Here is a 13,349-nt window from a genome sequence, read left to right as displayed (position 1 = left end):
TTTGTTTTTGAAATATACAAAGGTGAAATACATCTATGTCGAATACAGTACCTACAGTTTCTAGCAATATACAAGCAAGCATTACAGTGGGTATTCCTTTTTACCAAGGTAGCAATATTGCACATCTTCGTGCTGCTATTGACTCTATCCTATGGCAAAGTGTACCAGCAAAGGAAATTCATTTAATTCAGGATGGTTTGGTTTCAAAAACTTTGGAGGAAATTGTTAAGGAATATACTGCAACTTATCCTCATATAAAACACCTCTTAATTTCTCAAAACATGGGTTTAGCTCATGCGCTTAATATCTCCATATTAAACTCGTCATCTAAATACTACGCAAGAATGGACTCTGATGACATTGCACATCCAGAGCGATTAAGTAAACAAATAGATTTTTTAGAAAGTAACTTAGATATTGATATCTTGGGTACTTGGGCTTTTGTATTTGAGGATGAATTTCCAAGAGAAAATTGCTCAATTAGGATAATGCCTGTATGTAATCAGGAGATACATGCACTATTTCATTATCAAAATCCGTTGATACATCCATCTGTGATGTTTAGAAGTAGCGTTTTTGCGAAAACAGGACTTTATAACATGGAATTTCGTTCTGAATGTGATTTAGAATTGTGGGCAAGAGCATTGAAATTGAGAGTTGGTATTTCAAATTTATCTGAACCTTTACTTTATTATAGAAATACAGGCGTTATAAGTAGAAGGTCTGCGGCTTTAGGACAGCAAATTAAAGCACGATATCAATACAATACTCTTTCACTAAAATTAAATATTCTCAAAGTAATGTCTTTACTATTTCGCATTCTTCCCTATCAAATGCAAGTTTGGGGATACAAAAAATTTAAAAAAGAGAGCAATTTTAATCAAAATGGTCGTGAATTTTTAGTTAAATAGAAATCCAAAATTTATAACTAATTATATTCAAAGTGCAGGTATTAATTATTATCATAAAAAGCGGTTTAATATGATATCTATTTAATCTCCAGCAAAAAATATTTATCATACTGTTTATAGCCTGAGACCCCGTTGATAATACTTACGCTTATTGCGACTTAATTTTATTAAATCCGTGAATAAATCTTGACATTGTTCTGCAAAATTGACCCAAGTTTGACCATATAAGCCAATATAAAAACTGCTATGCCGCCTGGTTGTACGTCCATATTCTTTAACACGATCAACATATTTTTGGACACCTTTACGTTTAATTTTTTGTCCAGAAATTGTCGCTTCGGTGTAGGCGTAGGCGTAGCCCGCCGCAGGCATCGCTATTAATAAAATTAGAACTATTAAGCGTTTATCAGATACATTAGTATCCTCCAAATTCTAACCACCTTTCTTAAAGTCACGGAACATTTCTTCAATTAGGTAACATTATCAATCTTATTGGTCTTATTGACAAAAATAGACCGAGCTTTTTCTACCACAAATTGCTGGTTTCTTTATCTCATAAGCTTTTTAGCCTATTTTATCGCCCCGTCAGCATATATGCCCAGTATTGAGCATCTGCACCATCAACCCCAGCAGTAATAGTGAGAAATGTACCTTTTTGGTCGTAGGGGTTGGACAATAATTGTTGTATTTCTATTGTTTCGAGTTTTTGCTGGAGTTGGGTAAGGTTGGTTTTTGCCTCTTGCAACAATTCCTCATCAGCAGATAATTCTAGTAATTCTAGTGCAGCCTTGATATCTTCTAGAATGAGGTGCGATCGCTGATATTGTTTCTTTGTAGCCTTGAGGAAATCAATTTCTTGAAGTATCTGATAGAAAGTGACAGAATTATCCCAGAAAATAGCTTGAGAAATTAATTGATTCAACTCCTCAATTCTTGCACTCAGTTCTGAGAGGTCAAAGACAGCCTTCAGCCTTGCTCAAGATATTAGACAACCTTTCTACTTCAATTTTGATATTTAAGAGTTCAAGCATAGTTTTGCTCACTTGAGGCTTAACTTATCTACATATTCTACTATTAAACAAATAAAAAAACCGTGGTTGTTAAAAATTTAACCACGGTTTTATTTTAGAAAAGTTTACTTTTGTTAGTGTCTACAGACAATTAATCGCGGCCATTGATAGCAATTAACAACCGCAAGATAAAGACGAACAAGTTGATGTAAGTTAAGTACATCGACAAAGCAGCAGGCAGATATTGGTCATCGCTGTAAGTGCGGGGCAAGATGTAGAAATCAACAACAGAAACCCCAACAAACAGAAATACTCCTAAACCGGAGATGGCAATTTCTAACCAATTTGGCGTATAAACACCAAACATAGCAAAGCCGAATTGGGCTAGGCACACAACCACCAAGGCGATAACGCCGAGATTGATAGTTTTCGTCAAAGCCATCCCATCTTGTTCAGAAAGATTTGAACCAATTTGACGGGCAGCAATAAAAGTAACGCCACAACCAAGGGCAGCCAACCCAATACCTTGAATGCCAACACCTTGGGATCTCAAGGCAACATACACCAAGCCACTGAGGGTATATCCAGACAAGAGGCTGTAGGTTGCCAACAGGGGTAGTGCAAGCCCCTTATTACCTTTTTGGGCAACATTTTGGGCAACAAAGAACAAAACTAACTCTACAATCACCGCACCAATGAAGGTGGGAAAGAATATTTCGGGGTTAGTACGGATAACTCCCAAACCGCCGTAGGTTCCTAATGCCGTTAGCACCAATCCACCACCGACGTAGGGGAGGGCATTGGCAATTACATTTGGGCCAACCAAGGTGTGAGATTTAGCCTCACGGATAGCTTCACGAAAATTACTGGTATTGCTCATATTGAAAAACTGTTTTTTAGGAAAATGTTCTGCTTATTCCTATTCTTACCAATCTTTGGGGTTAACAGCCAAGGATTTAATAGACCTCTTGCAAAAGTCCCTAACACTCCACCCCCAACCCCTCCCCGCAAGCGAGGAGGGGAGCGTTTGCTTTACTCAAATGCGGGGTGGGGTTCTTTATTTTTGATTTATGTAAGAGGTCTAATATAGTTGTCAAATCTAATGGACTGCTTTGTTAAAAGGTTAGAATTGTCAGTCTCTGAGGATTCTTGGGTTTTGTTCTTATAGCTATTTCAGGTAAATAGACCACGCGTTAGGGGCGCAAGGTCTTGCGTCCCTACGACAGGTGTGGTTCAAATACATGAAAACTGCTGTAAATCCAACTGCCAATTTGGATTTTTGACCTTTGTTAATAAAGGTGCGTACTAAGAGATAAAATTGCCCAGTCTCTTTTGCGATTAATTCAGTACCGATCTACTTGCACTCAGTATGACTGATAGATATTAGGTCAATAATGCATTATTCAGCATAAATAGCTAGTTTTTGTTGCAAAAGCTAAAGATTATTTACCATTCAACAGTTATATAAAAAGCAAAAAGAACCTCCAACAGAGAGGTTCGCAAAATCATGCGTACAAATACTGAATTGTAGAGTTCGGCCCCTGATAAGTTCAGTGAAACGACGATGGCTTATTCTTCCCTGACTAAGCAAAATAATAACAGCTTAGAAGAAAATATACGCAACTCCATTTTCTCAGAAATAGGAGTTACAACAAAGGAATGTATATGGCAACAAGTGAGTCCTCTTTACGAACTGATGGTATAGAATTATTACACTTGTACCACCAGAATCCTTCTATTAAACTTCGTAATAAACTTGTACAGTTACATACTGGCTTAGTACGGAAGATGGCTCATAAATTCAGCCATCAATGTAATGAACCTTATGAAGATTTAGAACAAATTGGGTATTTTGGTTTGATTAGGGCTATTGAGCGTTTCGATCCTAGCCAAGGATATGCTTTTAGTTCGTTTGCAGTGCCATACATTCGCGGTGAGATGCTGCACTTTTTGCGCGATCGCAGTACTCTATTAAAAATTCCTCGTCGTTGGCAAGAATTATATAATGAAGGCCAGAAGATTCGCAAGGACTTGTCAATCTCTTTAGGTCGCCCGCCCAAGGATGCTGAAATTGCCAGCCAACTTCGGGTATCTGTACAAGAGTGGCAAGAAACCAAGTTAGCTGCTCAAAACCGTATGCCCTTAAGTTTAGATGCAACCGCAGTTAACTATGTTGATTGCCAAATAACCTTGGGTGAGGCACTTCCTTGTCCTCGTTCTCATGTACTTCTGCAACAAGAAGAAGAACGCCAACAACTCCAAGGCGCAATCAATATGTTGGAAGAAAAGCCCCGTATGGCAGTTGAAATGGTATTTTTGAAAGAGCTTTCTCGTAAAGATGCTGCTAAAAATATTGGTACTAGTCCAATGACAGTAACGCGCTATCTCCAAAAGGGTATTCAAGATTTGATTTGTTATTTGCAACCACAGGTAATGCCCACTGGGTCTTGATGTTATTAGTCAATGGTCAGTGGTTAGTAGAAAAGCAGCTGACAAATAAATGACAAATAAGTAATAACTAATTATCTAGATTTTAAATCAGCGATCGCACCTTTGGTCATAGCAGCAATAGCTTGATCTGTCGCTTTTGGCAAATGATAATATTTACCCCCTGCTGTTTGCGATAATTCTTTAGCAAAGCCAGTAGACACAAATTTACTTTCCGTATCAATTACTAATAGTTGCATCCCCAAAGCCCGAATTCTGGCAGCAATTTCTAATAATTCTCCTTTAATATCTGGCTTCTCTCCTGGTTCTAGCTGTTCGCCCAAAGAACGCGCTAAGGGAATATTACCCCGCCCATCGGTGATTGCGACAAGGACAACTTGCCCAATATCTCCACTCATCTGAGCATTTAAGCCGACGCGCACAGCTTGAGTTAAACCATGCGCTAAAGGCGAACCCCCACCACAGGGCAACCTTTCCAAGCGGTTACGTGCTAAGGCAATAGAACGTGTTGGAGGCAATAATACCTCGGCCTGTTCTCCTCGGAAGGGAATTAATGCTATTTGGTCGCGGTTTTGATAAGCTTCTGTTAATAGTTGCATCACCGCACCTTTAGCCGATTGCATTCGATTCAGGGCCATTGAGCCAGAAGCATCTACCACAAATACTACTAACGCCCCGGCTTTGCGTACCAGGCGTTTTGAGCGAATATCAGGCTGTTCGACAATAACTTTTCTATCTGGGTGTCTTTCTCTTCGTGCTTTTTGATAAGGAGCCGCAGCTCTCAAGGTGGCATCTACTGCAATGCGTCGCGCTTTTCCTTTGGGCAACATTGGCTTAATGTAGCGTCCCCTGTCATCGGAAAAAATGACACTGCGACTACCAGATTTACCTTGCCGCTTCGCTGTTTGAGTAAAGTAAAGCACGCTGTCATCAAGAATTACCCCTTCTGGATCAAAGATAAACTCTTCTGGGATGCTAGGGGGTTCTTGCTCTTGATTTTCTTCCTGTTCTTCCTGTTCTTCTTGTTCCTCTTCTGATTCGTCCTGGGGTTCTTCTTGATTTTGTTGCGGCGGCGGTGGAGGCGGAGGTGGTGCTTGATCTGGTGGTGGTGTCTGCACAACTGTGGCGCGTGGTACAATTACCAGTTCCACCGCACGGCGCAAATCTTCGGCATTAACTGTTGTTCGCCCCTCCAAAGCCGCCGCCGCCTTGGCTACCCGCGTGGCAAATAACTCGGCGCGATGTCCCTGAACTCCTCCGCGAATGGACTCATCCACTAAATAGGCAATTTGTTCATGAGTGATGATGACTTCTTTCAACCATTCCCGTGCCAAGATGATTTGAGTTTTGAGGGAGTCTAAATCTTCGTTGTACTGTTGGAGGAAGTCTTGGGGAGATTTAGAATAAGCGATCGCTTGTTCAACTGCTTCTACTCTTTGATCTAAGCCGAGTACACCGTCAGCAGAGAGGGCGATCGCAATTCTATCTAGCAAATGCTCCCGTAATCCGCCTTCTTCTGGATTGTAGGTGGCAATAAATAGGGATTTGCACGGATGCTGAAAACTAATCCCTTCCCGTTCGATCTGGTTACGTCCCTCAGATAATACTGTTAAAAGTTGATTGGATATTTGCTCATCTAATAAATTAATTTCATCTACGTACAGTACACCACGGTTTGCTGTAGCGAGTAATCCAGGCTGAAAAATCGTATCACCTTGTTTTACCGACTTTTCCACATCTACTGAACCGAGGAGTCGATCTTCTGTAATACCTAGAGGAATTTGCAAAAAAGGCGCGGGGATAATTTCGACGGGCACATCTTGAATATCTTTGTCTGCGTACTCCGCCAACAATTGATCGTCCCATTCTTCGGGGTGGTTGGGGTCACAATTACTGATTGAGCCTTTGACAACTTCAATCGGCGGTAGTAGAGCATGAATAGCACGAGCCATTACAGATTTTGCCGTACCGCGACGACCTGCGATCGCCACTCCTCCTAAACCAGGATCGACTGCGGCTAAAAGCAAGGCTAATTTAATTGCTTCTTGACCAACTACGGCTGTCAAGGGAAAAGCAGTGATTGTGGGATTAATAGTAGGCGCAGGCATTGTTTGCAAATTAGCGAGTCTCGGCCTTTAGCATACCAATTTCTGACACATTTAGAATATAAGTGCGATCGCCTGCGGTGGGCGTTACGTCATCACATTTCCCTTGGGAGGAAGATTCATGAGTATTGCTCAGGCTAAACGCTTCACACTGGATGAATACCACAGGCTTACTGAATTGGGCTTTTTCCATGAAGATGACCACATTGAATTAATTAACGGGGAAATTATTGAAATGGCATCCAAAGGTACAGCCCATGAAACTTGTTTGCGAAACTTGTTGCGAGAACTTCCGAAACTTGTAGGTGATAGAGCAACCTTGCAATCTCAAGCCCCGATTGCTTTGCCACCTAACAGCGAACCTGAACCAGATTTTGCTATTCTTCAAAATCGAGATGATAATTATCTATCTGGTCATCCTCAACCTGCTGATGTGTTATTAGTGATGGATGTTTCAGATTCTTCTCTGGCTTATGACCAAGATGTGAAAATACCTCTTTATGCTAAAGCAGGTATTGCTGATTATTGGATATTCAATTTATTCGATAATTATTTGGAAGTTTACAGTGAAGCATATCAGAATAATCAAGGTAAATCTGGTTATTTAAATAAACAAATTGTTTTATCGAATCAAGTAATAAATTTTCCTTGCTTCCCGGATTTATCTCTTGATTTAGTGAGGGTGTTTCCGCCCAAACTGAATTTTTAAGCTTTGCTATAGCAATGAGATAAGATTCAGTCATAAGACCAAAGAGTAAGTTTTATGGCTTATAGTGATTTTAAACTTATTGAAGTTATTGATTCTTTTGGGTTAGTTATCCACGAGCTATCTGGACTATTTGCAAATGTACAGGAGCAAGACTGTAGTGAGTTATTATCTACTATTCTTAGGGAAAATGTTGATTTAGCAGTAGCAATAAGTTCCGAAAAAGCTCGAAGCGAAATGATAATTAGTCCAATTTTATTAGAAATTAGACGCAAGTTTAATTATGAAATAAGTTTTTTTTATGGAGTTGATTTTACTGTTGATAGCCAGCGAGGATTAAACGGCTTTTGTGATTTTATTTTGAGTCTTTCTTCGGAGCAGTTGCTTGTGCGTAGTCCGGTAATTATGTTAGTAGAAAGTAAAAATGAGAATTTGAGGTCTGGTTTAGCTCAATGTATTGCTGAAATGGGGGTGCATCCAGTTTTGGCAGAAATACTCAAATAGCAAGTAAACCATTGAGATAAGCACAACGAACAGAAAGAATTTGATTGACACTTTCAAAATTCCACTGTGCCCCAGATATTTTAATCCTTGTCCCAATTTGTTTAATCGCAGACTCAACTGCTCCAGAACCGATGGAACAGACTTGTTCAGCCTGGTAATAGCTGTAGTTGACAATGCGAGAGCGATGTTTTTCTAAGTAGGCACAGAAGTTCTTAACTTGTTTACCTCGACAATTAGTGAATAAAGCCTGAGCAGACTCCACCTGACCTTGCCATAACAGAGTCTCAGCAGCTTTAAGCCGCTTTGAAGAACCGCCAACTTTATAAAGATTTTCCACCAGATGAAACCAATCTAAAATTTCCCATCTTTGGCTAGCGATGTCTACGACGGGCTTCGCCTACGCAAACTCCTTGACTAAATTCCATACACCATCGTGGCCATCTCCCAAGCAAACAAGTGGGTCAACCAAACGCTGACTATTGACATAATCAATTAATGATTGGTTTGAGTCAAAAAATGCGCCGTAGTAAATCCCTTGTAGACGAACAGTTTTATAGTCTCGCCAGTGACAACCGACACGAGGTTTACCTCGTAGTCTTACTTTTCCTCCATCCACGCTCACTTCTGATATAGCTTGAAGTGCTTGTGGTAGTTGAAAATCTTGTTCCATAACTAATTTTTGCTGCGTTGAGTGACCAACTTTGACTCCTGTTAATGCCTCAATTTCTGTTTCGGCATTTTGGTATGATTCGTTGGCTGATAGTCTCAAACAACACTTTTGAAGTAAAGGACTTAGCCGACTTCTGGGTTTCAAACCCAGTCTCTGTACCTGTTTCGCTTTTAATTTCAATTCTCCAACCAGGCTTTTGATTTTCCTGGTTTTACCTACCTTTGTCCCTGTTTTGTTTGCGATAAAAAAAAGGCTATTTCTGGGCTAACTAGCTCTAATATTTGACTGCGAACTGTTTTTTCTATCCCTTCGAGATCTGTCAGCTGACTTTTGTCTGCTTCTTCATATAACAATGCTGCCAATTCTTCTAAGCACGCTTTAAGCCGTTCTTGTTTATCCTGCTTCATAGTTATTGAGGCACACGGTTTTATCTGTTGTTATATTCTCCCAGAATTTGTATATCTTCCAAAAGTGGATGCTCCCTGAAATGGTAGCTGCTCAGTTATTTAACGAGAGAGGTGGAAATGAAATCAAAGCTATATATGGTGCTGTTACTATCGGTACTATCTGGCAATTTTTTAGGCTTGAAGGTAATATAGTTTCGATTGATTTGAGTGAATATTATATTAAGGATATTAAGAAAATTTTAGGTATTTTGTATGGTGCGATCGCTCAAAGTAAACCGGAAATTATTTATTAACTAAAAAAATAGTGGTTGTGACAAAATATAGATGATTTTTACAATTGATGAATAACAGGTGATGTTTTACGACAAGCCGCTACGCGTCTACGCTTTTACAAAATCTTCATCAATAACTATATTGACATCCAGCATCAGATATGACAATGTGTACTTAAGACAGCAAAAGAACCGCACTCTAAAGCGCAAGTTTTTGGTGTTGTCTCAGCAGCAGAATTCCTAGTTTCCTGCCGAGCTTCGCGTCATCCCCTCCCCTAAGTATTCAGTCCAATGTCAGGTCAACTGATTGACTAGACTTTCAACGGGAAGACAAGATGTTTGGATGAATGTTCAGGGGAAAGGATGACGCGAAACTTGGTAGGAAGCCAGGAGTTCTACGGCTGAGACTTGAACCAAACGAAAGCGACGGTAGAGAGATTTATCGCAGGATAGTAATTTTTAAGTACAAATTCCTCGTATAAAGCTCTGCTACTGCTAGATGTGTAATTTGTTGAAGCTGTCCAGTTCACCAAAGAATATGGATATATTACAATGCCACACGCTAATCAATCTTCCAAAAAACAAACAAGCCAGCAAAAAAAAATTATCGCCATTTTGGCCGATATTCAAAACGTCTCTTCAATTAAAGGAAAGGGTCATTTGTTGCTGGAATTTGCCCAATCCAAGGGGCGTATAGGCTGCAAAAATGTTTACTATAATTCACACTACATAGACCAAGTTTCTACCAAAAACGAGCTAGAAATTCTTGGTATGAAGGGTGTTGATGTTCCCGATCATTCAAAGAATAGTGCAGACTATAGATTGATGGCTGACTGTGTTAAACTGTTCGCCCCAAAACCTTTACCTAGTCCTAATACAATTATTCTGGTACTAGGAGACTGGGACTATGCTGGCTTAATTTGCATGTTAAAGGCATTAGGTAAAAAAGTGATAATCTTTGCTCAAAGAGGTAGTGAAAATCCAAAATTGATTAAACTAGTTGGTAATGAAAACTTCTATTTTGTAGATCAATTACCTCAGTTAGTTGACAATAGCAATAAGACTAAACCTCAAAACACGGCTATTGTGTCTCAGATTAATTGCAAAGAGGCTATAGAGTATCTAATTGGAGCTATCAAAACTGCCTCAAGCCAAGGTAAGCCTACCGTATTTGGTCGCATTGATAAATTGATGCGTCAACGTTGTACTAACTATCAAGGATACTTATCTATTTCTACAGATGATGGCAATAAATTTAAGAGTTTTAGCCAGTTTATTGATGTTGCTGTAAAGGATGGCAAAGTCCAAAAGCAAAATCAGGAGTTATTTTTAACTGAATTAGATATACTGGCTGCCTAAAATACCTTTGTAAAACCCAGTTTCTATTCAACTGGGTTTTACCAAGACACCGCGATTTGCGGTTTTTTTATGTCTGAAAAAAGCAATATTTGTAAAGTTTCCCAACCGTCAATTGTCGCAACAAAACACAAGATAAAAATGCACAAACTTCTAATATTCCATAATGAAAAACTTCTACGCCGTGCGCTTACCCACCGTTCTTACGTCCATGAAAACCCCGGAGAAGGCGAACATAATGAACGCCTAGAGTTTCTCGGTGATGCTTTGCTGAATTTCTTAAGTGGCGAGTATCTATATAGTTGTCACCCAGAAATGGGAGAAGATGAATTGACCCGGCGGCGTTCGGCGCTGGTAGATGAAAAGCAATTAGCAAAATTCGCCGAGGAGGTAGGTTTAGACTTTAGGATGCGGCTAGGAAAAGGTGCAATTCGAGATGGAGGCTACCAAAATCCTAATTTGCTCAGTAGCACTTTTGAAGCAGTTCTTGGTGCTTACTATTTAGATAATGAGTCCAATATTGAAACAGTTCGCGCAATTATAGAACCACTATTTGATTCTGTAGATCCTAAGCATATAATTGTACCTCGTTCTAATGTAGACTCAAAAAACCGTTTTCAAGAATGGGTGCAACGCAACATTACCCCAAATCCCCCCAAATACTTTACAGACCAAATAGGAGGCCCTTCTCATGCACCAGAATTTATCGCCAAAGTATTGGTAGATGAAAAGATTTATGGAGAAGGTAAGGGACGCAATAAAAAAGATGCAGAAAAAGCTGCTGCTGAAGATGCGTTAGCTAAGTTGAAAAAACAAGGTTTGTTATAGAGTTTATAGGTTCGTAAATTTTGAAATTTTAAAATTAGAAACTTCCTAACACTGAAAAAACGCAAAAAAATGAGGGTGGAGTATACCATCCTCATTTTATTTTTTGTCACTTTACTCATTTCCAGATAGCAGTCGGAAAAGAGTCAACTATTACAGTTGCGGTACGTACTGTTGCTTATCAGGTACTTCAGCATACTCAGCCACAATCTGGCGGAATTCTTCGCCGTCAATGGTTTCCTTTTCAATGAGCAAATCTACTAAGCGATCGGTGACAGTGCGATGGTCACGGATGATCTTCTTAGCATTGTCGTAGCACTGCTCAACAATTTCCCTGACTTGTCCATCGATGCGGGAAGCGATGGATTCGGAATATTCAGATCGGGTTGTCCAGTCACGACCCAAGAATACTTCTCCCTGCTGACTTTCTAATGACAGTGGGCCTAAGTCGGACATCCCGAAACGAGTTACCATCTGCCGGGCCATTCCTGATAACTGTTGTAAGTCTCCACCAGCGCCAGTTGTGACTTCCGCAGCGCCAAAAATAACCTCTTCAGCGGCGCGACCACCCAAAGCACCAGTAATTCTAGCTTTGAGTTGAGAACGAGAAATTAATCCCTGTTCTTCGTTGGGTGTAAACCAAGTTAAACCCTGTGCTTGCCCCCGTGGGATTAAGGTAACTTTCTGCACTGGGTCATGGTCTTTTAACAAAGTCCCAACTAAGGCGTGTCCAATTTCGTGGTAGGCAATTAAGCGCTTGCTCTTGCTATCTACCAAGGGAGTACCTTCCATCCCAGCTACTACCCGATCCACCGCATCATCAATTTCGCGGAGGGTGATCGCTTCTTTGCGTCTTCTAGCTGTCAGAATTGCTGCCTCGTTAAGTAAGTTGGCTAAGTCAGCACCAGTGAATCCAGGAGTACGGCGAGCGATCGCATCCAAAGATACGCTAGGATCTAGTTTCTTATTCCGCGCATGAACTTGCAAGATTTCCAAACGCCCTTTGATATCGGGTGCATCGACTGTTACTTGGCGGTCAAAGCGACCGGGACGCAACAATGCTGAGTCTAGTACGTCGGGACGGTTGGTGGCAGCAATAATAATGATGCCTGTGTTACCTTCAAACCCGTCCATTTCGGTGAGCAATTGGTTGAGGGTCTGCTCTCTCTCGTCGTTACCGCCACCGATACCAGCACCCCGTTGCCGTCCTACGGCGTCAATTTCATCGATGAAGATGATACAGGGAGCGTTATCTTTAGCTTTCTTGAACAAATCGCGGACGCGGGATGCACCTACACCAACGAACATTTCCACAAATTCCGAACCGGAAATACTGAAGAAAGGTACGCCTGCTTCGCCTGCGATCGCTTTTGCTAATAAAGTTTTACCAGTTCCAGGAGGCCCAACTAACAGCACTCCCTTGGGAATCCGTGCGCCCACAGCCGTAAATCTTTCTGGCTGCTTCAGGAAGGTGACGACTTCTTGCAGTTCTTCTTTAGCTTCTTCGATTCCGGCTACGTCGTCAAATTTGACGCCGGTTTTTGCCTCCATTTGGAAACGCGCTTTAGATTTACCAAAGTTCATTGCTTGACCTGGACCACCGGGGAGGTTGCTAGAACGCCGGAACAAAAAGAACAGCCCAGTAATCAATAAAACTGGAAAGATGAGATTGCCCAACAATCCCCAAATGGCGCCATCATTCCGCATAGGGTGAGCATCAAAACTAATGGCTTTCTCTTTGAGCTTGCTAATTAACTCAGGAGCATTAACAGGCAAATCCACACGCCACCTTTGGACACGATTTTCCAGGTCTGGATCGCGGGCTTCTATAATTGCTGTCCTACCGCCTTCGTAAAGATCCACACTGCTGACGCGATCGCTGTTCAAGTATTCTAGAAAGCGACCGTAAGTCATGCGGGTATTGGCTGCATTCTTACTCATGTCGGCAGGAGCGCCTGCAAACGCCCCTTGCCAGAAGAAAAAGCCAATTACCAAAGCCGGCAACGTCCAGAGTGCTACGACTTTCCAAGAGAATTTCATTTTAATTTGCCTCTAGATGCCTATACAACTCGTTAGCTCTAGTAACCGAATGTTCATCACTCTGTCACTTTAAGCTGTTAAACGGATGTTTATAA

11 protein-coding genes and 2 pseudogenes are annotated in these 13,349 nt (G+C 40.8%); 7 read left to right on the top strand and 6 right to left on the bottom strand.

The window, feature by feature from the left end:
- Positions 1-35 precede the first annotated feature (35 nt).
- Complete coding sequence (locus tag AC1F2U_RS23965; protein WP_480263357.1) at positions 36-911, top strand: glycosyltransferase; 876 nt, start codon at positions 36-38, stop codon at positions 909-911.
- A 114-nt stretch (positions 912-1,025) separates the two neighbouring features.
- Here AC1F2U_RS23965 and AC1F2U_RS23960 read toward each other — a convergent pair.
- The 3 genes and pseudogenes from AC1F2U_RS23960 to AC1F2U_RS23950 all read right to left on the bottom strand — a co-directional run.
- Positions 1,026-1,388: pseudogene (locus AC1F2U_RS23960) on the bottom strand (IS4 family transposase); the annotation flags it as partial.
- A gap of 97 nt (positions 1,389-1,485) precedes the next feature.
- Positions 1,486-1,842 (bottom strand): PCRF domain-containing protein, encoded by a 357-nt coding sequence (locus AC1F2U_RS23955; RefSeq protein ID WP_480263391.1) that lies wholly within the window; start codon positions 1,840-1,842, stop codon positions 1,486-1,488.
- 230 nt (positions 1,843-2,072) lie between these two features.
- Positions 2,073-2,801, bottom strand: coding sequence for a Bax inhibitor-1/YccA family protein (locus AC1F2U_RS23950; protein ID WP_480263356.1), 729 nt, complete (start codon positions 2,799-2,801; stop codon positions 2,073-2,075).
- 785 nt (positions 2,802-3,586) lie between these two features.
- Between AC1F2U_RS23950 and AC1F2U_RS23945 the strand changes: the two genes are divergently transcribed.
- Positions 3,587-4,372, top strand: coding sequence for an RNA polymerase sigma factor SigF (locus tag AC1F2U_RS23945; protein ID WP_229498888.1), 786 nt, complete (start codon positions 3,587-3,589; stop codon positions 4,370-4,372).
- 71 nt (positions 4,373-4,443) lie between these two features.
- Here the strand turns inward: AC1F2U_RS23945 and bchD are convergent, their stop codons facing one another.
- A complete protein-coding gene (gene bchD / locus AC1F2U_RS23940) occupies positions 4,444-6,477 on the bottom strand; it encodes a magnesium chelatase ATPase subunit D (protein ID WP_480263355.1) in 2,034 nt (677 codons plus the stop codon).
- A 118-nt stretch (positions 6,478-6,595) separates the two neighbouring features.
- Here bchD and AC1F2U_RS23935 point away from each other — a divergent pair, with 118 nt between their 5' ends.
- Both AC1F2U_RS23935 and AC1F2U_RS23930 read left to right on the top strand, forming a co-directional pair.
- Positions 6,596-7,183, top strand: a complete 588-nt coding sequence (locus AC1F2U_RS23935; RefSeq protein ID WP_480263354.1) for a Uma2 family endonuclease — start codon at positions 6,596-6,598, stop codon at positions 7,181-7,183.
- A 54-nt stretch (positions 7,184-7,237) separates the two neighbouring features.
- On the top strand, positions 7,238-7,684 hold the full coding sequence (locus AC1F2U_RS23930) for a hypothetical protein (RefSeq protein WP_480263353.1): 447 nt from the start codon (positions 7,238-7,240) through the stop codon (positions 7,682-7,684).
- Here the strand turns inward: AC1F2U_RS23930 and AC1F2U_RS23925 are convergent.
- Positions 7,677-8,761 (bottom strand): annotated as a pseudogene (locus AC1F2U_RS23925) (ISKra4 family transposase). The gene AC1F2U_RS23930 and the pseudogene AC1F2U_RS23925 sit on opposite strands and share 8 nt — an antisense overlap.
- Before the next feature lie 80 nt (positions 8,762-8,841).
- On the opposite strand from AC1F2U_RS23925, the gene AC1F2U_RS23920 reads away from it, so the two are divergent.
- From AC1F2U_RS23920 to rnc, 3 genes are all read left to right on the top strand, one after another.
- On the top strand, positions 8,842-9,054 hold the full coding sequence (locus AC1F2U_RS23920; RefSeq protein ID WP_480263352.1) for a hypothetical protein: 213 nt from the start codon (positions 8,842-8,844) through the stop codon (positions 9,052-9,054).
- Positions 9,055-9,585: 531 nt separating this feature from the next.
- On the top strand, positions 9,586-10,392 hold the full coding sequence (locus tag AC1F2U_RS23915) for an NYN domain-containing protein (RefSeq protein WP_480263351.1): 807 nt from the start codon (positions 9,586-9,588) through the stop codon (positions 10,390-10,392).
- Positions 10,393-10,530: 138 nt separating this feature from the next.
- Complete coding sequence (gene rnc, locus AC1F2U_RS23910; RefSeq protein WP_480263350.1) at positions 10,531-11,217, top strand: ribonuclease III; 687 nt, start codon at positions 10,531-10,533, stop codon at positions 11,215-11,217.
- A gap of 150 nt (positions 11,218-11,367) precedes the next feature.
- Here rnc and ftsH2 read toward each other — a convergent pair whose 3' ends face one another.
- Positions 11,368-13,254 carry an ATP-dependent zinc metalloprotease FtsH2 gene (gene ftsH2, locus AC1F2U_RS23905; protein WP_480263349.1) on the bottom strand — a complete coding sequence of 629 codons (1,887 nt, stop codon included), beginning with the start codon at positions 13,252-13,254 and terminating at the stop codon, positions 11,368-11,370.
- Positions 13,255-13,349 lie beyond the last annotated feature (95 nt).

This window comes from Nostoc sp. LEGE 12454 (genome assembly GCF_056620565.1).
Note: the sequence above shows the minus strand (reverse complement) of the source record. Positions and strands in the feature narration are given on the sequence as shown.

Coding starts and splice junctions, on each gene's coding strand:
- AC1F2U_RS23965 (WP_480263357.1), top strand. CDS start 36: ATGTCGAATACAGTACCTACAGTTTCTAGCAATATACAAGCAAGCATT.
- AC1F2U_RS23950 (WP_480263356.1), bottom strand. CDS start 2,801: ATGAGCAATACCAGTAATTTTCGTGAAGCTATCCGTGAGGCTAAATCT.
- AC1F2U_RS23945 (WP_229498888.1), top strand. CDS start 3,587: ATGGCAACAAGTGAGTCCTCTTTACGAACTGATGGTATAGAATTATTA.
- bchD (WP_480263355.1), bottom strand. CDS start 6,477: ATGCCTGCGCCTACTATTAATCCCACAATCACTGCTTTTCCCTTGACA.
- AC1F2U_RS23935 (WP_480263354.1), top strand. CDS start 6,596: ATGAGTATTGCTCAGGCTAAACGCTTCACACTGGATGAATACCACAGG.
- AC1F2U_RS23930 (WP_480263353.1), top strand. CDS start 7,238: ATGGCTTATAGTGATTTTAAACTTATTGAAGTTATTGATTCTTTTGGG.
- AC1F2U_RS23920 (WP_480263352.1), top strand. CDS start 8,842: ATGGTAGCTGCTCAGTTATTTAACGAGAGAGGTGGAAATGAAATCAAA.
- AC1F2U_RS23915 (WP_480263351.1), top strand. CDS start 9,586: ATGCCACACGCTAATCAATCTTCCAAAAAACAAACAAGCCAGCAAAAA.
- rnc (WP_480263350.1), top strand. CDS start 10,531: ATGCACAAACTTCTAATATTCCATAATGAAAAACTTCTACGCCGTGCG.
- ftsH2 (WP_480263349.1), bottom strand. CDS start 13,254: ATGAAATTCTCTTGGAAAGTCGTAGCACTCTGGACGTTGCCGGCTTTG.